Origin of the sequence: Bosea sp. 685, assembly GCF_031884435.1 — a bacterium.
Lineage (GTDB): Bacteria > Pseudomonadota > Alphaproteobacteria > Rhizobiales > Beijerinckiaceae > Allobosea.
Genome location: NZ_CP134779.1, coordinates 3,059,571 through 3,079,184 on the forward strand (window position 1 = coordinate 3,059,571; position 19,614 = coordinate 3,079,184).

Below are 19,614 nucleotides of genomic sequence, written 5' to 3' on the forward strand. Positions count from 1 at the left end.
AACTCGCCAGCGCCCGCATCGTTGGAACGATCACTCGGCAAAGAGCCGCTTCGCCATCAGCAGCGTGTTCGGCGTGTCCTCGCGCCCGTCGAAGCGGGCCTGGCGCTGCAGGAAAAAACCCATGCGCTCGTAGAAGGCGATGGCCGGCTCGTTCTGGCTCTCGACCTCCAAGCGCGCGACCGGGGCTTGCGGAAAGCAGGCCAGCGTCACCTGCAGCAGCGTGCGGCCGACACCGATGCCCTGATAGCTCGGGAGCACGTAGAGCCTGGTCAAAAGAGCGGCGCGGTCGCGCTCCAGCCGCGCCGAGGAGGTCGCGATGATCTCCTCGCCGACCAGGGCGACGAGAAAAGCCCCGCTGTCGCGCCCGAGCTGGGCCGAGAGGTTCTCCAGCGAATGCCAGGCATTGGTGATCTCGGCGACGCGCTGCCAGCCATAGATGCCGTCATAGGTCGCATGCCAGGTCTCGACCAACAGGCCGCGCACCGCCGGGAGGTCGGCGGGCAGCGCGTCGCGGATGATGAGACCGTCTGGCGTCACTCGATGCCCAGCTTGGCTTTCAGGATCTCGTTCAGGGCCTGCGGGTTGGCCTTGCCGCCGGACGCCTTCATCGCCTGGCCGACGAACCAGCCCAGCATGGTCGGCTTCGCCTTGACCTGCTCGACCTTGTCGGGATTGGCGGCGATCAGCTCGTCCACCGCCTTCTCGATCGCGCCGGTATCGGTGACCTGCTTCATGCCGCGGGCCTCGACGATCTCACGCGGGTCGCCACCTTCCGACCAGAGGATCTCGAACAGGTCCTTGGCGATCCGGCCCGAGATGACACCCTGGCCGATCAGCTCGACCAGCCCGCCGAGCTGGGAAGCCGAGACCGGCGAGGAGCCGACATCCTGGCCCTCCTTGTTCAGCCGGCCGAAGAGCTCGTTGATCACCCAGTTGGCAGCGGCCTTGCCGTCGCGGCCTTTCGCCACGGCCTCGAAATAGTCGGCCTGCTCGCGCTCGGCGACGAGCACCGAGGCGTCATAGGGCGAGAGGCCGTATTCCGCGATGAAGCGCGCCTTCTTCGCGTCCGGCAATTCCGGCAGAACGCTCTTCAGCTCCGCGACGAAGGCATCGTCGAATTCGAGCGGCAGCAGGTCCGGGTCCGGGAAATAGCGGTAGTCATGCGCCTCTTCCTTGGAGCGCATCGAGCGCGTCTCGCCTTTGCCGGGGTCGTAGAGCCGCGTCTCCTGGTCGATCGTGCCGCCATCCTCGATGACGCCGATCTGGCGGCGCGCCTCGACCTCGACCGCCTGGCCGATGAAGCGGATCGAGTTGACGTTCTTGATCTCGCAGCGCGTACCCAGCTCCGCTCCGGGCTTGCGGACCGAAACGTTCACGTCGGCGCGCAGATTGCCCTTCTCCATATCGCCATCGCAGGTGCCGAGATAACGCAGGATGGTGCGCAGCTTGGTGACATAGGCGCGCGCCTCTTCGGCCGAGCGCAGATCCGGCTTCGAGACGATCTCCATCAGTGCCACGCCCGAGCGGTTGAGATCGACGAAGCTCATCGTCGGATGCTGGTCATGGATCGACTTGCCGGCGTCCTGCTCCAAATGGAGGCGCTCGATGCCGACCGTGATCTGCTCGGTCGGCGACAGGTCGATGGCGATCTCGCCCTCACCGACAATCGGGCTTTTGTACTGGCTGATCTGGTAACCCTGCGGCAGATCGGGATAGAAGTAGTTCTTGCGGTCGAAGACCGAACGGTTGTTGATCTGGGCGTTGAGGCCCAAGCCGGTGCGCACGGCCTGGCGGATGCACTCGGCATTGATGACCGGCAACATGCCCGGCATGGCGGCATCGACGAGGCTGACATGCTCGTTCGGCTCGGCGCCGAACGCCGAGGAGGCGCCGGAGAAGAGTTTCGCATTGGAGGTCACCTGTGCATGGATTTCCATGCCGATCACCACTTCCCAATCGCCGGTCGCTCCCTTGATCAGCTTCTTGGGGTCGGCGGGGCGAACATGCGCGTTCATCTTGGCTCTTTCGACTTGAAAATCTCGGCTACGGGTTACGATTTCGGCGCGCGGCCGGCAAGCGGCTGTTGCCCTCCTGTCACCACTTGGCCGTATTGTGGCGTATTTGCCCTCTGTTTGCCTTAGTGTCGAGTGAACGATCTTGACAATCGTCAGTCCGATCCCCTTCTTGCAGCAAAATCCGGAAACCTTCGCTGGTTGCGCCGGTCCTGCTATCCGGAGTCCGTCCATGACATATCGCCGCGCCACGGGTTTCGGACTCGTCGTCACGTCCGCCGCGCTGACTTTCGTCGCCGCCGCGGCCCTCGCCCAGGGTGCGCCGCCGGCGCCGCCCGTGCAGGTTTCGGCTCCGCTCGCCAAGCGCGTCACCAACTGGGACGAGTATACCGGCCGCTTCGAAGCAAGCGAGCAGGTTGAAATTCGCGCCCGGGTCTCGGGCTTCCTGGATTCCCTGCATTTCCGTGACGGCGATCTCGTCAGCAAGGGCGACCTGCTCTTCACCATCGATCCGCGCCCCTACCGGCTCTCGGTCGATGTCTCGCGCGCCGATGTGGCGCGCGCCAAGGCGCAGGTCGAGCTGGCGCAGAACGAGGTCGAGCGCGCCGAGGGCCTGACCCAGAACCGCACCATCACGGCCCGCGACATCGACCAGCGCCGCGCCAACCTCAACAGCGCGATCGGCACCCTGCAGGGAGCCGAAGCCAACCTCAAGACGGCCGAGCTCAATCTCGAATGGACCCAGGTGCGCGCGCCCCTCTCGGGCCGCATCTCCAACCGGCGCGTCGACCCGGGCAATCTCGTCGCCGGCGGGCAATCGGGGGCGACGCTGCTGACCACGATCGTCGCCGTCGACCCGATCAACTTCGTCTTCGATACCTCCGAGGCCGATTATCTGCGCTATTCGCGGCTGGCTGGAAACCTGCGCAAGGTCACCAGCCGCAACGAGGGCAGCCCAGCCGAGGTGCGCCTGGCGGATGAGCGCGAGTGGAAGCGCAGGGGCAAGATCGACTTTGTCGACAACGCTCTTAACGCCCGCTCCGGCACCATCCGGGGCCGCGCCGTATTCGAGAACAAGGACCAGTTCCTGACGCCTGGCACCTTCGGGCGACTGCGCCTCTTCGCCGGCGAGGCCGATGCCTTGCTCGTGCCCGACACCGTCATCGTCTCCGACCAGGCCAGCAAGATCGTCCTGACCGTCGGCCCCGAGAACAAGGTCGTGCCCAAGCCCGTCGTGCTTGGTCAGATCAGCGATGGCCTGCGCGTCATTCGCGAGGGCCTCGCCCCCACGGACAAGGTCATCATCGGCGGCCTCGCCAACCCGATGGTGCGCCCTGGCGGGACGGTGACGCCACAGCCCGGCGAGATCAAGCCGACCGTTACGAACTGACCGTTCGCCCCCGATCTGAGCCACGGACGGCGCCTCGCCGTCCGCCCTGCCTTCCGGCCAGGAAACGCCCATGTTCCGTTTCGCGCATTTCTTCATCGACCGGCCGATCTTCGCGACCGTGCTGTCGATCCTTCTGACCATCGCGGGCGCGATCGCCCAGCGCGGTCTGCCGATCGCCGAATATCCCGAGATCGCCCCGCCGACAGTTACGATCACGGCAAGCTATCCCGGCGCCTCGGCCGAGGTCGTCGCCTCGACGGTCGCGGCCCCGATCGAGCAGGAGGTCAACGGCGTCGACGACATGCTCTATATTTCGTCGCAATCGACCGGCGACGGGCGCGTCACGATCTCAGTCGTGTTCAAGGCCGGCACCGATGTCGACCAGGCTCAGGTGCTGGTGCAGAACCGCGTCTCCGCGGCCGAGCCGCGCCTGCCGCAGGATGTGCGCACGCTCGGCCTGCAGGTCCGCAAGGCCTCGCCCGACTTCCTGATGGTCATCCACATGCTGTCGCCCGACGGCTCGCGCGACCAGCAATATGTCTCGAACTACACCACGCTCAACGTCAAGGACGTGCTGACCCGCGTCGACGGCGTCGGCGACGTCCAGGTCTTCGGTGCGCGCGACTACGCGATGCGGGTCTGGCTCGATCCTGCCAAGGTCGCGGCGCGCAACCTGACCGCCAGCGATGTCGTCTCCGCGATCCGCGCCGCCAACATCCAGGTCGCGGCGGGCGCGATCAACCAGCCACCGGCCAAGTCGGACGGCGCCTTCCAGCTGTCAGTCAACACGCTCGGACGCCTCACCAGCATCGAAGAATTCTACGACATCGTCGTGCGCTCCGACGCCGATGGCGGCACGATCCGCGTGCGAGACATCGCTCGCGTCGAACTGGGTGCGCAGGACTATCTGTCGAACTCCTATCTCGACAACAAGGAAGCGGTCGCGATCGGTGTCTTCCAGCGTCCGGGCTCGAACGCGCTGGCGGCCTCCGAATCCCTCATCAAGACGATGCAGACGCTGTCGAAGGACTTCCCCGGCGGGCTCGAATACAGGATCGTCTACAATCCGACGGAGTTCATCGCGGAATCCGTCTCCGCCGTCGTGCAGACGCTGCTCGAGGCGATCGTGCTCGTCGTCATCGTCGTGATTCTGTTCCTGCAGACCTGGCGTGCCGCGATCATCCCGATCATCGCGATCCCGGTTTCGCTGGTCGGCACCTTCCTGGTCATGAGCGCGGTCGGAATCTCGTTCAACACGATCTCGCTGCTGGCGCTCGTGCTGGCGATCGGCATCGTCGTCGACGACGCGATCGTCGTCGTCGAGAATGTCGAGCGCTATCTCGCGCAAGGGATGAGCGCCAAGGACGCTGCGCACAAGACCATGGACGAGGTCGGCGGCGCCCTGCTTGCGATCGCCCTCGTGCTTTGCGCCGTGTTCATCCCGACCGCCTTCATCACCGGCCTGCAAGGCACGTTCTACCAGCAGTTCGCGGTGACCATCGCGGCCTCGACGATGATCTCGTGCTTCGTATCGCTGACGCTGTCGCCGGCCTTGTCGGCGATCCTGCTGAAGCCGCATAGCCATGAGGAGCCGAAGGGCTTCATCGCGGCCCTCGGCGCGCCGATCCGCTGGTTCTTCAAATATTTCAACAAGGGTTTCGACTGGCTCTCGCGCGGGTATGGCGCGGTGACTTCGCGTCTCATTCGCGTCAGCGTCCTGATGCTGCTGGTCTATGCCGCCTTGATAGCGGTCGCCGGCCAGCGCCTCGTTGCAATCCCGACAGGCCTGGTGCCGCAACTCGACCGCGGCTACTTCATCGCCGTCTTCCAGCTTCCCGCAGGCTCCTCCTTGCCGCGAACGGACGCGGTCATCCGCAAGGCGACCGACATGCTGCTGTCGCGGCCCGGCGTCGCCCATGCCGTTGCATTTGCCGGCCTCGACGGCGCGACCTTCACCCTGGCGCCCAATGCCGGCGTCGCCTTCGTCACTCTCTCGGACTTCAGGGAACGAGCCAAGGCTGGCCTGACGACCCAAGGCATCCTCAACGACCTACGCACCCAGCTATTCCAGATCAACGAGGCCTTCTCCCTGGTGATCGAGCCCCCGGCCGTTCCTGGCATCGGCAATGGCGGCGGACTTAAGGGCTACGTCCAGGATCGCAGCGGGCGCGGCCTCGCCGCGCTGGAAGGCGCGACCTGGGCCGTGGCGGGAACCGCAGGGCAGTCTCCGGGCATCCAGCAGCCCTTCACCCTGTTCTCGACCAAGACGCCGCAGATCTTTGCCGATATCGACCGGACCAAGGCGGAAATGCTCGGCGTACCCGTGACCCGCGTGTTCGAGACCCTCTCGGTCTATATGGGCTCGGCTTACGTCAACGATTTCAACATCCTCGGCCGCACCTTCCGGGTGACGGCGCAAGCCGACAACCCCTACCGGCTCGACGTCCGCGACGTCGCCGCCTTGAAGACGCGCAACGCCGATGGCGAGATGGTGCCGATCGGCTCGGTCGCGACCTTCTCCAACACGACCGGCGCCTATCGCGTGCCGCGCTACAACCTCTACCCGGCGGCCGAAGTGCAGCTTTCGATGGCGCGCGGCTACTCGACAGGCCAGGGCATCGCGGCCGTGGAGGAGATCGCGCACAAGGTGCTGCCGTCCGGCTTCGGCTTCGAATGGACCGAGATCGCGCTGCAGGAGAAACTCGCCGGCAACACTGCGATCATCGCGTTTGGCCTCGCCGTCGTCTTCGTCTTCCTGCTGCTGGCGGCGCTGTACGAGAGCTGGACCTTGCCGCTCGCGGTCATCCTGATCGTGCCGATGTGTATTCTCGCGGCGATGGTCGGCGTCGGCTACAAGGGCTTCGACCGCAACGTGCTGGTCGATATCGGTCTCGTCGTGCTCGTCGGCCTCGCCGCGAAGAACGCGATCCTTATCGTCGAGTTCGCCAAGCAGGCGGAAGACGAGGGCATGAACCGGCGTGAGGCCGCGATCGCCGCGGCCAGGACCCGGCTGCGGCCGATCCTGATGACCTCGCTCGCCTTCATCCTCGGCGTGTTGCCCTTGACGATCTCGATCGGCGCCGGCGCGGAGATGCGCCAGGTGCTCGGCGTGGCGGTGTTCTCGGGCATGATCGGCGTGACCTTCTTCGGGCTGATCTTCACTCCTGCCTTCTACGTCATCGTGCGGTGGCTGGCGGAGCTCCGCGGCAAGAAGAAGAAGGCCGTTGACGCGCCTCACGCCCCACAGCCCACGCACTGACAAAAAAAGAGCCTTCCGCGCCGCGCGGAAGGCCCTTTCATTTTATGGCGTCGGTCGCGCCGAACTCTTAGGTCAGGTCGGCGTCAGGCGACCTTCCTCATAGGCAATGGTCCAGCCGATCAGCGGCCGCCACAGAGTCTCGGCCAGTTCCGGCGGAAGGCCCGCCTCCTGGGCCCTTTCCCTGACGGTCTCGACCACCTGCTCGACTCGTGCCGGAATGTTCGCCGGCAAGCCGTCGCCGCGCTTGACCACCAGCACGCGCTCAACGACATCGAGCCGCCGGCGCAGCAGCGCGACGAGCTCGACATCGATGGCGTCGATCTCCTGCCTCAGCCCCGCGAGAGCGGGCACGTCGAGAAGATCGCGGTCTCCCATCAGCCCCACCAGCGCTCGCTCACAGGGAAACGCCCGGCCGCGTCCTCGATCACCTGCCCGAGCGAGAACAGCGTCTCCTCGTCGAAAGGCCGGCCGATGAGCTGAAGGCCGAGCGGCAGCCCCTGGCTGTCCAGCCCTGCCGGCACGGCGATGCCGGGCAGGCCGGCCATGTTCACCGTCACCGTGAAGATGTCGTTGAGATACATCTCGACCGGGTCGGCCGAACCCTTCTCGCCGATGCCGAAAGCCGCCGACGGCGTCGCCGGCGTCAGCACGGCGTCGATGCCGGCCGCATAGGCCTGGTCGAAATCGCGCTTGATCAGGGTGCGGACCTTCTGGGCGCGCAGGTAATAGGCATCGTAATAGCCGGCCGAGAGCACATAGGTGCCGATCATGATGCGGCGCTTGACCTCGGCGCCGAAGCCTTCGGCGCGGGTCTTCTCATACATCTCGGCGATGTCGCGGCCCTGCTGGCGCAGGCCGTAGCGCACGCCGTCATAGCGCGCGAGATTGGACGAGGCCTCGGCCGGGGCAACGATGTAATAGGCTGGCAGGGCGTATTTCGTATGCGGCAGCGAGATCTCGACGATCTCGGCGCCAGCCGCCCTCAGCCAGTCGATGCCCTTCTGCCAGAGCGCGTCGATCTCGGAATTGAGCCCTTCGAGCCGATATTCCTTGGGAATGCCGATCTTCATGCCCTTCACGGAGCGGCCAACGGCCTTCTCATAATCCGGCACGGCCATATCGACCGAGGTCGTGTCCTTGGGATCGTGGCCCGCCATGGAGCGCAGCATCACGGCGCAGTCGCGCACCGTCTTGCCGATCGGCCCGGCCTGGTCGAGCGAGGAGGCGAAGGCGACGATGCCCCAGCGCGAGCAGCGGCCATAGGTCGGCTTGATGCCGACCGTGCCGGTGAAGGCGGCGGGCTGGCGGATCGAGCCGCCGGTATCGGTCGCGGTCGCAGCCAGGCAAAGGTCGGCCGCAACGGCCGAGGCAGAGCCGCCGGACGATCCGCCGGGAACGAGATGGGCGCCCTCGATCACACCCGTCGCCCCTGCCCCGACATCCGAGCTCAGTCCGATGTTAGAACCTTTGCGCCGCCACGGATTGACCACGGGGCCGAAGGCCGAGGTCTCGTTCGACGAGCCCATGGCGAATTCGTCGTTGTTGAGCTTGCCGAGCATGACCGCGCCGTCGCGCCAGAGCTGGCTCGACACGGTCGATTCATAGGCCGGCACGAAATTGCCGAGGATCTTCGAGCACGCCGTGGTGCGTACGCCATTGGTGGCGAACAGATCCTTGATGCCGAGCGGCAGGCCCTCAAGCGGGCCGCCCTCGCCTTTCGCAAGCTTCGCATCCGAGGCGGCTGCCTGCTTCAGGGCATGCTCGGGCGTCTCCAGCACATAGGCGTTGAGCGCGCGCGCCTTCTCGACCGAGGCGATATGGGCCTTGGTGATCTCGGTTGCGGAAAAGGTCTTCGCCTTCAGCCCATCACGGGCCTCGGTCAGGGTCAGGCGGGTGAGATCGGTCACGTGGGATATCCGTTCAGCAAACGTCAGGAGATCCCCGGGTTGCGCTTCGCGCCCCCGAGGATGATCGAATGAGCGGTCTCAGCCGCTCATTCGATCACCTTCGGCACCATGAAATAATTGTCTTCGGAGGCGGGCGCGTTGGCGACGATCGTATCGGCGATCTCGCCGTCATTCACGATGTCGGCCCGCAGCTTCATCGCCATCGGCGTCACCGAGGTCAGCGGCTCGACGCCCGCGACATCGACCTCGTTCAACTGCTCGACGAAGCCGAGGATCGCGTTGAGCTCGCCTTGCAGCTTGGGCAGATCGGCTTCCGGAACGGCAATGCGCGCGAGATGCGCGACGCGCTTGACGGTGGCGAGGTCGACCGACATGGCGGGCTCCTGAAAAATGATTTGCCCGCGCTATAGCGCGCGGGCGTCGAACACGTAAGTCAGTAATGACTGACTGATCAAAGCGAAACCGCTTCGCCCTTCTTCGGCACCAGCGCCTCGACCGCGCTGCCCTTCAATCCCGCCAGGAACGCATCGGCATTGGCGTCGATGATCGGGAAGGTGCCGTAATGGCAGGGAATCGCGAGTTTCGGCTTGACGAAGCGGGTCATGGCGAGCGCCGCGACCTTGCCGCCCATGGTGAAGCGGTCTCCGATCGGGCAGATACAGGCTTCGACGCCGTGGATCTCGGCAAGCAGCGCCATGTCGGAGAAGATGTCGGTGTCGCCCATGTGCCAGAGCGTCTTCTCACCCCTGGCCTTGATGATCGCGCCATTGGCATTGCCGACGGGCACGTTGACGCCGCCTTCGCCCATGCCGGCCGAATGATCGGCCCGCACCAGCGTCACGCTGAACGGGCCGAGATCGACGCTGCCGCCGGTGTTCATCGGCTGGAAGTTCTTCAACCCGTTCGAAGCCAGATGCATGGCGAGATCGTAGTTGGTGATGACCGTCGCGCCGGTCTTCTCGGCGATGGCGAGCGTGTCGCCAACATGGTCGCCATGGCCGTGGGTGACGACGATGTGACTCACGCCCTGCGAGATCGCCGCGATGTCGCCCTCGAAAGCCGGATTCCCGGTGAAGAAGGGATCGATCAGGATGACGGCGCCGTCGATCTCGGCGCGAAAGGCGGAATGGCCGTACCAGGTGAGTTTCATCGCGGTCTCCAGAATGCTCGCTCAATCGAGATGCGTCGTGGGGTATAGATCATTCCAATCGGGATTGGCGCGCTCTATCAGTTCGATCTTCCAGCTTCGGCGCCAATGCTTGATGCGCTTTTCCTGCGCAATGGCTTCCTCGGGTATTTCGTAATGCTCGGCGTAGACGAGGCGCAACGCTCGGTAGTGGCTGGCGAATTCTGAGCCTCGCCCTTCTCGGTGCTCCAGAATGCGACGCGACAACGAATTGGTCACGCCCACGTAAAGCGTGCCGCCTTTCTTGCTCGCGAGAAGATAGACCCACATGGTTGCATCATAATGCACTGTCGTCCCGGGCGAAGCGAAGCGTAGACCCGGGACCCATTCCGGAACGGTGCATTGCAAGAGTCGGACAGCGGCAGCCGAGTCAAAATCTGCTGATGTTCCGGAATGGGTCCCGGGTCGGCGCGGCTACGCCGCTTGCCCGGGACGACCTCGCGGTTTTTCACGTGCGGCCTCCAAGTCGACAATCCGCCGGGCTGCGTGCAGGCTTCCGCATCCCTGCCATACGGAATCAGCGCCATGACCGACGCCGCAACCCTCGCCCGCCGGATTGCCCAGGGACGCGGCGACGAGCCGGCCGACCTCGTCATCCGCGGTGCGCGGCTCCTCGACCTCGTCACGGGCGGCCTGATCGAGACCGATATCGCGCTCTGCGGCGACACCATCGTCGGCACCTGCGGCTCCTATCAGGGCAAGGCCGAGTTCGACGCGACCGGCCTCATCGCCGTGCCGGGCTTCATCGACACGCATCTGCATGTCGAATCCTCGCTGGTGACGCCGCTCGAATTCGAGCGCTGCGTGCTGCCCCATGGCGTGACGACCGCGATTTGCGATCCACATGAGATTGCCAATGTGTTGGGCGTCGAGGGCATCCGTTATTTCCTGGCCTGCGCCGAGGCGATGCGCATGGATCTGCGCGTCCAGCTCTCGAGCTGTGTGCCGGCGACCCATCTGGAGACGGCCGGCGCGCGGCTGGAAGCGCCCGATCTGGTCGCCTTGATGGACCACCCCAAGGTCATCGGGCTGGCCGAGTTCATGAATTTTCCGGGCCTGCTGCATCGCGATCCCGGCTGCCTCGCCAAGCTGGAGGCCTTTTCGCACCGCCATATCGACGGCCACGCGCCGCTTGTGCGCGGGATGGATCTCAACGGCTATCTCTCGGCCGGCATCCGCACCGACCACGAAACCACGACGGCCGACGAGGCCCGCGAAAAGCTCGCCAAGGGCATGGCCATCCTGATCCGCGAAGGCTCGGTCTCGAAGGACCTGCATGCGCTGATCCCGCTGATCAGCCGCGACGCCTCGCCCTTCCTCGCCTTCTGCACCGATGACCGCAACCCGCTCGACATCGCCGAGGAAGGCCATCTCGACTACATGATCCGCACCGCCATCGCCCATGGCGCGGATGTGCTGGCAACCTACCGCGTCGCGACGCTCTCGGCCGCGCGGAATTTCGGTCTGTTCGATCGCGGCTTCATCGGGCCGGGCAAACGCGCCGACATCGTGCTACTCGACGACCTCGCGGCCTGCCGCCCGAAGATCGTCTTCGCCGGCGGCTGGCTGGTCGAGGATGCGCTGTTTGCGGATCGCATCCCGGTTGCGCCTGTCGGGCTCGGCAGTGTCAAAAATCGGCCGCTCACGCCGGCGGATTTCAAGGCGACGGCGCGCCAAGGCGAAACACCGGTGATCGGCGTCGTGCCCGGCCGCATCATCACCGAGCGACTGAGCATGGCGCTGCCCTCACGCGACGGCGAAGCGCTACCCGATCTGGCGCAGGACGCGGTCAAGGTCACGGTGATCGAGCGCCACGGCAAATCCGGCGGCATCGCCACCGGCTTCGTCCATGGCTTCGGCATGAAGCATGGCGCCATCGCCTCGTCGGTCGGCCATGACAGCCACAATCTCTGCGTCGTCGGCGTGGACGAGGCCTCCATGGCCGCCGCTGCCAACCGATTGATCGAAATCGGCGGAGGATTCGCCGTCGCCGATGGGGGCGTCGTGACGGCCGAGCTGGCGCTGCCGGTCGCCGGGCTGATGAGCGACCGGCCTTTCGAGGTTGTCAGGCATGGCCTCGAAGATTTGCGCGCCGCCGCCAAGGCGCTCGGCGTCGTGCTGGCGGAGCCCTTCCTGCAAGTGGCCTTCCTGACGCTGCCGGTGATCCCGCATCTCAAGATCACCGATAAGGGGCTGGTCGATGTCGACAAGTTCGACTTTGTGTAACCCCGCTTGCTGCGAGCATGACTGTGTCATACATTTCTCGGGCAAGGAGTAATCGATGGCCAGAACCAGTCGCCCCATGACAGTGACACTGGGCGAGATGCAGGCAAAGGTGGAGGCGCGGGTCGAATCCGGCGCCTATGCTTCGGCGAGCGAGGTGCTACGCGCCGGCTTGCGAGCCTTGGAGCGCGAGGAACGTGAGTTCGAGGCGATCCTGAAAGCCAAGGTCGAAGAAGCGCTCGCCGATCCGCGGCCCTCAATCCCAGCCGCGCAGGTGTTTGAGGAACTTGAGGAATATCACCGCCAGCGCGTAGCGCAGCCTCGTGGGCAAGTTTGACATCGTCGTCCGGCCGGCCGCCAGGCAGGACCTCAAAGCGATCTACAATTGGATATCGGAGCGCGCGAGCCCGGCGATTGCGATTACCTATGTCCGGCGCATTCAATCGAGCTATGACGCGTTATCCGATTTCCCAGAGCGCGGAACACGTCGCGACCACCTAATGACAGGTCTGCGGACATTTGGAATCGACCGCAGAGTTACGATCGCCTTTCGGATCGATGGTTCGTCGGTCGTCATCCTTCGGATTCTTTACGGTGGTCGCGATCTTGAAGGCGCTATCGCCGGGGAAAAGGACTGAAGCGGCCACGACTAACGAAGCAATTCCTCAGCGACCTCAATCCCTTCCACCCTCGCCTTCGCACGCAGATTCAAGCGCCTGACGCCCGGCAGCCTTGTGCCGTCCTGGTCCTCGATCGCATGCGCCAGCATCCGCATGCGCTCATCGAACCAATGGCCGCCCATGGCGGAGGGGTCGATGGCGAGGATGAGCTGGCCGGTGTCGGGCGGGCCGCCCTTGTCGTCGAGGAAGGAGGAGGCCTCGAAGGCGAAATGCGCGCCGACCAGCGAGGCGGCGAGGATCTCGACCATCAGCGCCAGCGTCGCGCCCTTGGCGTCGCCCAGCGGAACCATGGTGCCGGCAAGCGCGGCGGCAGGGTCGGTCGTAGGCTTCCCGGCCGGGTCGAGCGCCCAGCCTTCGGGAATGGCCTCACCCTTTTGCTTCGCCGCCACGATCGGTCCGCGCGCGACCTTCGACAAGGCCATGTCGATGACCAGCGGGTCGCGGCCTGCGAGCGGCGCGGCAAAGGCGATCGGGTTGGTGCCGAAGACGGGTTTAGCCCCGCCCCAGGGCGCGATCGCCGCCGGCGTGTTCGCGAAAAGCAGGGCAACGAGCCCTTGCTCTGCCAATCGCTCGACATGGAGGCCTGCTGCGCCGCAATGGTTCGAACGCCGGATCGGGGCGATCGCCACACCCTGCTCGCGGGCGAGCGCCGGCAATTCGATGACGGCGAGATCGATCGCCGGATAAGCGAAGCCGTGGCAGGCATCGATCGACAGCACGCCGGGCTTGGGCTTGCGCGCGATCGGCACCGCCTGCCCATCGATCTTGCCGGATCTGAGCATGGCGAGATAGGTCGGCACGCGCGACAGCCCATGGCCTTTGAGCCCATCGGCCTCGGCCATGACGAGCGCCCAGGCGACGGAGGCCGCATTGGCGGGAGATGCGCCGGCCGTAGCGAACAGGTCCGCGAGCCTGGTTTCGGCCGCCTCGAACGACAGCTTCGTCATATCCGCCCCTCCAGTGCGGCCATGACGCGCTCGGCGACGAGACCGGAGACGCGGCCATTCGACTCGACCGTGTTGCCCGCGATATGCGGCGTCAGGATCAGATTGGGCGTGCCGGCGAAGCGCTTCCCGCCCTCGCGCAAAGGCTCCTCCTCGAAGACATCGAGCGCCGCACCGCCGAGCTTGCCACCCTTCAGCGCCGCAATCAGCGCCTCCTCGTCCATGACGCCGCCGCGCGCCGCATTGACCAGCACGGCGTCCGGCTTCATCCGGGCGAAGGCCTCCTTGCCGATCAATCCTCGCGTTTCCGGCGTCAGCGGCAAATGGATGCTGATGACGTCCGCACTGGAGAGAACCGCGTCGAGGTCGAGACGCTGGGTCCCCTGCCAGGCCGGATCGTTCTCCGGCACGTAGGGATCGTAGGCGACGACGTTCATGCCGAGCAATCGGGCGTGGTTGGCGGTGTCGCGCGCGATCGCGCCGAAGCCGACCAGGCCGAGCCGCTTGCCGGCGATCTCGCGGCCGATCAGCTTGGTCTTGGGAAATTCTCCGGCGACCATCGCGGCATTGGCGAAATAGGCACCGCGCAGCAGCACCATGGCGCTGCAGATGACGTATTCGACCACGGACAGGCTGTTGGCCCCGGTCGCCGGGAAAACCTTGATGCCGCGCGCCGTGCAGGCCTCCATGTCGATATTGTCGAGCCCGACACCGAGCCGCCCGACGACCTTGAGCGCCTTGGCCGCAGTGAGTACGGCCCCCCTTACCTGCGTCTGGTTGCGCACGATCAAGGCGGGCGATGTCGCGACCAGCGCAGCCAGTTCGCCCGGCTTGGCGAAGAGCTCGGGATCGTGATGGACCTCGTAGCGCGCGCGCAGCGTCGCGACAGCGGCTTCATCCATGAATTCGGTGATGATGATGTCTGCCATGGGATCCCGGCCGGCTCTTATTCAAAAGTTGAAAGGTAAGGTCGCCTTAAAGCCACCTTCCGCTTTTCGAAATCCCCGATCAGCCCAGCGCCAGCAGGCCGCCGGTGACGATAACCAGGATGACGAGGCTCGTACCTGTGACAAGCACGAGGTGTCGCCAGCCGAGGCGAGCCATCGCCGCCATGGAGGTGCCGAGCCCAAGTGCCGCGATGGCGATCAGCAGACCCCAGCGCGAGACCTCGAGCAAGGCGTCGCGAATAGGCAGATAGATGCTCGCCAGTGCCGGCAGCGTCGTCAGCAGGCTGTTGAGCAGGCACAGGCCGAGGAAGACGATGGCGAAGACCGGGACCGGCACCTTCGCATGCTCGGTAGGCCCGCCCTCGCGCAGCATCCACCAGCCCACGGCCAGCACCGCCGGCAGGAGCATGAACACCCGGAACAGCTTGACGATGATCGCCGCATTGGCAGCCTCGTCGGAGACCGCCTGGCCCGCGCCGACGACCTGGGCGACGTCATGGATCGTCGCGCCCAGCATGATGCCGGTCTGCATCGGCGAGAGATTGAGCCAGGCGCAGATCAAGGGATAGGCCAGCATCGCCAGGGTCGCGAAGGCGTTCATGGCGATGACGGTGAAGGCGACATCGGCCGCCTTGCCGCGGTAATCGGGCACCACGGTCGCGGTCGCGAGCGCAGCCGACGCCCCGCAGACAGCTGTCGCAACGCCGGCAAGCGCGCCGACCCCGGCTTCACGGCCGAGCCAGCGCGCCAGCAGGAAGCCGCAGATCACGGTCACGATCATCGAGGCGATGATGAGCAGCGCGGTCGAAAGCCCCAGCGCAATGATGTCGCCAAGCGCGACGCGCAGGCCCAGCAGCCCGATCGCCCAGCGCAGCAGCTTCTTGACGCAGAAGGTCATGCCCGGCTCAAAGCGGACGGTGCTGGCGAAGGGATGCAGCAGCATGCCGATCACCAGGGCGATCACGACGGCGGGGATGCCGACACGGCCACCGGCCGCAGCCTTGAGCAGCGGCTCGACCAGCACGGAGGCGACGGCGACGACGACCGAGAGCGCGATGCCGTCGAGAAGCGGGCGCCAGGCGCTCAGCGGTGAGGTTGTCGCAACGGGCAAGAACGCGGCTCCGACTCGTCTGGTCGAGATGGCTTCGGCGAAATGGCTTCGGTAAATGATTTTAGCAAAAACAGGGCCGAAGCGACGGCTCGCGTCGCCGCTGCGGCTGATAGCAGTAGCTCAGGCCGAGCGGTAGAGCTTGGTCATCGAGAATTCGCGATGCCCCAATGCCTCAGAGGCGGTCAGGCGGCCATTGGCGGTGCGCACGATGTTCTGGATCAGCGCATCGCCGGCCTGGGGAATGGTGAGGTCGCGGCGCAGGATGCCGGAGACGTCGACGTCGATATGCTCGGGCATGGTGCGCATCGTCTTCGGGTTACCGGTGATCTTGATGACCGGGACGATCGGATTACCGATGACGTTGCCCTGCCCGGTCGGGAAGGTGTGCACGACATAGCCGCCCGCTGCCATCAACGTCACGCATTCAGCCGCGGCCGATGAGGTGTCCATGTAGTAGAGGCCCGGCCCCTTCGACGGCGCCTCGGCCGGCTGCAGGATGTCGATGTATCTGCACTCGCGGCCGATCTTCTCGAGATTGCCGAGCGCCTTCTCCTCGATCGTGGTCAGGCCGCCGGCAATATTGCCCTTGGTCGGCTGTGAATCCGAAAGGTCGTCGGTCTTGTGCGCCTCGATGACGTCGTCCTGATAGGCCTTCCACATCTTGTACCAGCGCTCGCCGACCTCGGGCGTCGCCGCGCGAGCCTTGCAGAGATGCTCGGCGCCGGTGATCTCTGAGGTTTCGCCGAAGACACCATGGATGCCGCGCGGGATCCATTTGTCGTACATGTTGCCGACCGTCGGGCAGGAGGAGAGCCCTGTCGTCGTGTCGGACTCGCCGCATTTGGTCGAGACCCAGAGCTCCTCGATACCGCATTTCTCGCGCTGCAATTCGCTCGCCCATTGCACGAACTCCTTGGCGACATAGGAGGCCTTGGCGATGGTGGCGATGTCGCCATGGCCCTCGATGCCGAAGCCGACGACGGGCTTGCCGGTCTTGGCGATGCCGTCGACAACGCGCTTGGTCCAACCATCCTCGATGCCGATCACAACCACGGCAGCGACATTGGGGTTCGCGCCGGTGCCGATCAGGGTGCGGAAATGGATGTCGAGGTCCTCGCCGAACTGGAGCCGGCCATAGGCGTGCGGGATCGCCAGCGTGCCCTTGATGTTGTTGGCGACGGCCTCGCAGGCGGCGTTCGAGAGATCGTCGAGCGGCAGCAGCAGCACATGGTTGCGCACGCCGACGCGGCCATTCTCGCGACGCCAGCCCTGGAAGGCATCGAGGTTGCGACCGGTCGGACGCCGGAGCTGAGGGACCTTGAATTCGGGCGCCTCGATCTTGCGGCCCTTGATCCGGCCGAGCTTGCCCTTCACGAGATCGAAATTGGCGACGATCGACATGACGTTTCCTCTATTCGTTGTGGGCTCGACCTTGCCGGGAGCCCTTTTTCAGATTCTTTTCAGGCGCCTGCGCCGGTTTCCTCAGCGAAGAATCTCACCAGCGTTTGGCCTCACCAGCGCTTGGTCTTGGCGTTGTGGACGTGCAGATGCTCGCCCCGCTTCACATCGGCGACGGCCTTGCCGATGTCCTGGCCGTATTTCCAGATCGTATCGCCCGCCTTGATGTCCTTGAGCGCGACCTTGTGGCCGATCGGGATGTCCATCTTGGCGGTCAGGCGAAAATCGGAATTGTCATGAGTGACGACGCCGAGCATGTCCGTGCCGGCCTTGAGGCCTTCGACGACGACGACGCCGACAGTGTCCTTCTTTTCATGGACCAGGAGATGGGGCTTGCTCATTCGGGGCTCCTCCGGGAGTGACGCCAGATCGGCCCGGAAAATCGGCGCTCGACCTGAATGATGCCGAGTCTTATATAAGACATATGAGTGTGCACAAGATGGAAAATCCCCGGCGCAGCGTCGCCGACACAGCCGAGCCGCTCGGCTTCCGGCCGCTCTACCGGCAGGTCAAGGCGATCTTCGTCAGGCGGCTCGTGGATGGCGTCTGGGCGCCGGGCGAAAGTCTGCCCAGCGAAGGCCAGCTCGCCACCGAGATCGGCGTCAGCCAGGGCACGGTACGCAAGGCGCTCGACGAGCTCGCTGCCGAGAACCTGCTGGTGCGCCGCCAGGGCCGCGGCACCTTCGTCGCCGAGCATGACGAGCGGCGCATCCTGTTCCAGTTCTTCAAGCTGGTTCACGACGATGGCGAGCGCCGCTTTCCCGACAGCACCGTGCTGGGGGTGGAGGCCGGCAAGGCCGATGAAGCCGAATGCGCAGCGCTCGATCTCGACAGTGAAGCCGAAATCATCCGTATCCGCCGGCTGCGGTCACTCGATGCCGTCCCGATCATTCTGGAGACGCTAACCTTGCCGCAGCGCGTCTTTCCGGGACTGGAAGCGGGGCCGATCCCCAATAATCTCTACAGCCTGTTCGCCGCACGCTACGGCGTGACGATCGCCCATGCGCGGGAGCGCTTGAAGGCCGTGGCGCTCGACGCCGACGAGGCCAGCCTGCTCGCAGCCCCCGCCGGCACACCTGCCCTGCGGATCGACCGCATCGCCTTTTCGCTCGATGGCTCGCCGGTCGAGCGACGCCTGAGCATCTGCCTGACCAAGGAGGCCCACTACCTGTCCGACCTGCGCTGACGCGCCAGGTCCGATCGCTCGCTTTCCCACCAAGCCGCCGCAGAGCGGTTTCAAAACCGGAGGAAATGGATGCCAGCGAACACGATGAGACACCTAGATCACGTCGCATTCGGACGGAATCGTCCGAATGCGAAAAACGTGACCGATTCTAATGGCTTAGAGCATTGCTCTTGCGAAAAATCGGTACCCACTTTTTCGCGCAATGCTCTGGAGCGTTTTCGAGCGAAGTGGATACCGGTTCGCGTGAAGAAAACGCGTCAAGACAAAGGGCTAGGGCCATTGAACGATCCAATTGGATCGAAAATTGCTCTAGCGCTCGGAGGCCTGCTGGCCCTCGGGCTTGCCATGCCGGCATGGGCGCAAAGCTTTCCCAGCAAGCCGATCGCCCTGATCGTACCCTTCGCCGCCGGGGGCCCCAGCGACGTCATCGCCCGCCTGGTCGGCGACCATATGGGGCGCACGCTCGGTCAGCCGATCCTCGTCGAGAACGTCGCCGGCGCCGGCGGCACGGCTGGCGCGCGGCGCCTCGCCTCGGCGGAGCCCGATGGGCATACGCTGCTGATCCACCATCTCGCGCTTGCCGCGGCACCCGCGCTCTACGGCAATCTGAGCTATGATACACGCACGGCCTTCGCACCGGTCGGCCTGATCAATGCCGGGCCGATGGTGCTCGCAGGCAAGCTCGCCTTGCCGCCGGTCGATGCCAAGGCGTTCTTTCCCTATGCCAGGCTTCAGGCCGAGAAGCTGACGATCGCCCATGCCGGCATCGGCTCGAACGCGCATCTCTGCGCCGTGTTGCTGGGCCAGGCGCTTGGTGTGAAGTTCACCCAGGTCGCCTATCGCGGCACTGGTCCTGCGATGAATGACCTCGTTTCCGGACAGGTCGATCTGCTCTGCGACCAGTCGACCACGGCCGTGCCGCAGATCCAGGGCGACAAGATCCGCGCCTATGCCGTGACCTCGCCCCAGCGCCTCGATGTCCTGCCCAATACGCCGACGGCGCGCGAGAGCGGCACCGACCTCGAGATGACGATCTGGCACGGACTCTACGCCCCGAAAGGCACGCCCGCACCTGTGCTCGACAAGCTCAATGGCGCGCTCAGGGCAGCACTCAAGGATCCTACCCTGCTCGAGCGCTTCAAATCGGCCGGCACCCAGGTTTTCCCGGAGAGCGACTGGACCCGCGAGGCGCATGCGAAGCGCTTCAACGCGGAGATCACGAAATGGGCGGCCTCACTGCAAGCGGCCGGCATCTCGCCGCAGAATGTGAACTGAGCGGATAGAACGCGCCGCTCGCCTCGATAGGCGGCG

Annotated in this window: 19 protein-coding genes; 7 read left to right on the top strand and 12 right to left on the bottom strand. The window is 65.2% G+C overall.

The features are described from left to right. Positions 1–30: 30 nt before the first annotated feature. Positions 31–537 (bottom strand): GNAT family N-acetyltransferase, encoded by a 507-nt coding sequence (locus tag RMR04_RS15845; RefSeq protein WP_311915552.1) that lies wholly within the window; start codon positions 535–537, stop codon positions 31–33. After that, positions 534–2,015: an Asp-tRNA(Asn)/Glu-tRNA(Gln) amidotransferase subunit GatB gene (gene gatB / locus RMR04_RS15850; RefSeq protein ID WP_311915553.1), complete on the bottom strand. Its 1,482-nt coding sequence runs from the start codon at positions 2,013–2,015 to the stop codon at positions 534–536. The genes RMR04_RS15845 and gatB overlap by 4 nt, the downstream gene beginning before the upstream one ends. Positions 2,016–2,244: 229 nt before the next feature. Here gatB and RMR04_RS15855 point away from each other — a divergent pair, with 229 nt between their 5' ends. Both RMR04_RS15855 and RMR04_RS15860 read left to right on the top strand, forming a co-directional pair. Continuing rightward, positions 2,245–3,402, top strand: a complete 1,158-nt coding sequence (locus tag RMR04_RS15855) for an efflux RND transporter periplasmic adaptor subunit (RefSeq protein WP_311915555.1) — start codon at positions 2,245–2,247, stop codon at positions 3,400–3,402. Between the two features lie 70 nt (positions 3,403–3,472). Further along, positions 3,473–6,661, top strand: coding sequence for an efflux RND transporter permease subunit (locus RMR04_RS15860; RefSeq protein WP_311915556.1), 3,189 nt, complete (start codon positions 3,473–3,475; stop codon positions 6,659–6,661). 72 nt (positions 6,662–6,733) lie between these two features. Here the strand turns inward: RMR04_RS15860 and RMR04_RS15865 are convergent, their stop codons facing one another. From RMR04_RS15865 to RMR04_RS15885, 5 genes are all read right to left on the bottom strand, one after another. Next, positions 6,734–7,036 carry a chorismate mutase gene (locus RMR04_RS15865; RefSeq protein WP_311915558.1) on the bottom strand — a complete coding sequence of 101 codons (303 nt, stop codon included), beginning with the start codon at positions 7,034–7,036 and terminating at the stop codon, positions 6,734–6,736. Beyond that, positions 7,036–8,568: an Asp-tRNA(Asn)/Glu-tRNA(Gln) amidotransferase subunit GatA gene (gatA, locus tag RMR04_RS15870; protein WP_311915559.1), complete on the bottom strand. Its 1,533-nt coding sequence runs from the start codon at positions 8,566–8,568 to the stop codon at positions 7,036–7,038. Before gatA ends, RMR04_RS15865 begins: the two co-directional genes overlap by 1 nt. A gap of 86 nt (positions 8,569–8,654) precedes the next feature. Further along, positions 8,655–8,942 (bottom strand): Asp-tRNA(Asn)/Glu-tRNA(Gln) amidotransferase subunit GatC, encoded by a 288-nt coding sequence (gene gatC / locus RMR04_RS15875; RefSeq protein WP_311915561.1) that lies wholly within the window; start codon positions 8,940–8,942, stop codon positions 8,655–8,657. 77 nt (positions 8,943–9,019) lie between these two features. Beyond that, positions 9,020–9,718, bottom strand: coding sequence for a metal-dependent hydrolase (locus RMR04_RS15880; RefSeq protein WP_311915562.1), 699 nt, complete (start codon positions 9,716–9,718; stop codon positions 9,020–9,022). A 21-nt stretch (positions 9,719–9,739) separates the two neighbouring features. Beyond that, positions 9,740–10,024: a GIY-YIG nuclease family protein gene (locus RMR04_RS15885; protein WP_311915563.1), complete on the bottom strand. Its 285-nt coding sequence runs from the start codon at positions 10,022–10,024 to the stop codon at positions 9,740–9,742. Positions 10,025–10,279: 255 nt separating this feature from the next. On the opposite strand from RMR04_RS15885, the gene ade reads away from it, so the two are divergent. The 3 genes from ade to RMR04_RS15900 all read left to right on the top strand — a co-directional run bounded on the left by ade (position 10,280) and on the right by RMR04_RS15900 (position 12,615). Continuing rightward, positions 10,280–11,980, top strand: coding sequence for an adenine deaminase (gene ade, locus RMR04_RS15890; protein ID WP_311915565.1), 1,701 nt, complete (start codon positions 10,280–10,282; stop codon positions 11,978–11,980). Between the two features lie 76 nt (positions 11,981–12,056). Then, positions 12,057–12,314 carry a type II toxin-antitoxin system ParD family antitoxin gene (locus RMR04_RS15895; RefSeq protein WP_311915566.1) on the top strand — a complete coding sequence of 86 codons (258 nt, stop codon included), beginning with the start codon at positions 12,057–12,059 and terminating at the stop codon, positions 12,312–12,314. Continuing rightward, the gene (locus RMR04_RS15900; protein WP_311915567.1) at positions 12,301–12,615 is read left to right on the top strand and encodes a type II toxin-antitoxin system RelE/ParE family toxin; all 315 of its coding nucleotides are present in this window, start codon (positions 12,301–12,303) and stop codon (positions 12,613–12,615) included. Before RMR04_RS15895 ends, RMR04_RS15900 begins: the two co-directional genes overlap by 14 nt. 11 nt (positions 12,616–12,626) lie before the next feature. Here RMR04_RS15900 and RMR04_RS15905 read toward each other — a convergent pair whose 3' ends face one another. The 5 genes from RMR04_RS15905 to RMR04_RS15925 form a co-directional block, all read right to left on the bottom strand. After that, positions 12,627–13,604 carry an Ldh family oxidoreductase gene (locus RMR04_RS15905; protein ID WP_311915568.1) on the bottom strand — a complete coding sequence of 326 codons (978 nt, stop codon included), beginning with the start codon at positions 13,602–13,604 and terminating at the stop codon, positions 12,627–12,629. Continuing rightward, positions 13,601–14,530 carry a hydroxyacid dehydrogenase gene (locus tag RMR04_RS15910; protein WP_311915569.1) on the bottom strand — a complete coding sequence of 310 codons (930 nt, stop codon included), beginning with the start codon at positions 14,528–14,530 and terminating at the stop codon, positions 13,601–13,603. The genes RMR04_RS15905 and RMR04_RS15910 overlap by 4 nt, the downstream gene beginning before the upstream one ends. Before the next feature lie 79 nt (positions 14,531–14,609). Beyond that, positions 14,610–15,659, bottom strand: a complete 1,050-nt coding sequence (locus RMR04_RS15915; RefSeq protein ID WP_311915570.1) for a YeiH family protein — start codon at positions 15,657–15,659, stop codon at positions 14,610–14,612. A gap of 120 nt (positions 15,660–15,779) precedes the next feature. Next, positions 15,780–17,060 (bottom strand): UxaA family hydrolase, encoded by a 1,281-nt coding sequence (locus RMR04_RS15920; protein WP_311915571.1) that lies wholly within the window; start codon positions 17,058–17,060, stop codon positions 15,780–15,782. A 110-nt stretch (positions 17,061–17,170) separates the two neighbouring features. Then, complete coding sequence (locus RMR04_RS15925; RefSeq protein ID WP_069691299.1) at positions 17,171–17,458, bottom strand: UxaA family hydrolase; 288 nt, start codon at positions 17,456–17,458, stop codon at positions 17,171–17,173. 98 nt (positions 17,459–17,556) lie between these two features. On the opposite strand from RMR04_RS15925, the gene RMR04_RS15930 reads away from it, so the two are divergent. Together RMR04_RS15930 and RMR04_RS15935 are read left to right on the top strand one after the other, a co-directional pair. Then, complete coding sequence (locus RMR04_RS15930) at positions 17,557–18,303, top strand: GntR family transcriptional regulator (RefSeq protein WP_311915572.1); 747 nt, start codon at positions 17,557–17,559, stop codon at positions 18,301–18,303. Between the two features lie 345 nt (positions 18,304–18,648). Beyond that, positions 18,649–19,578, top strand: a complete 930-nt coding sequence (locus RMR04_RS15935; protein ID WP_311915573.1) for a tripartite tricarboxylate transporter substrate-binding protein — start codon at positions 18,649–18,651, stop codon at positions 19,576–19,578. Positions 19,579–19,614 lie beyond the last annotated feature (36 nt).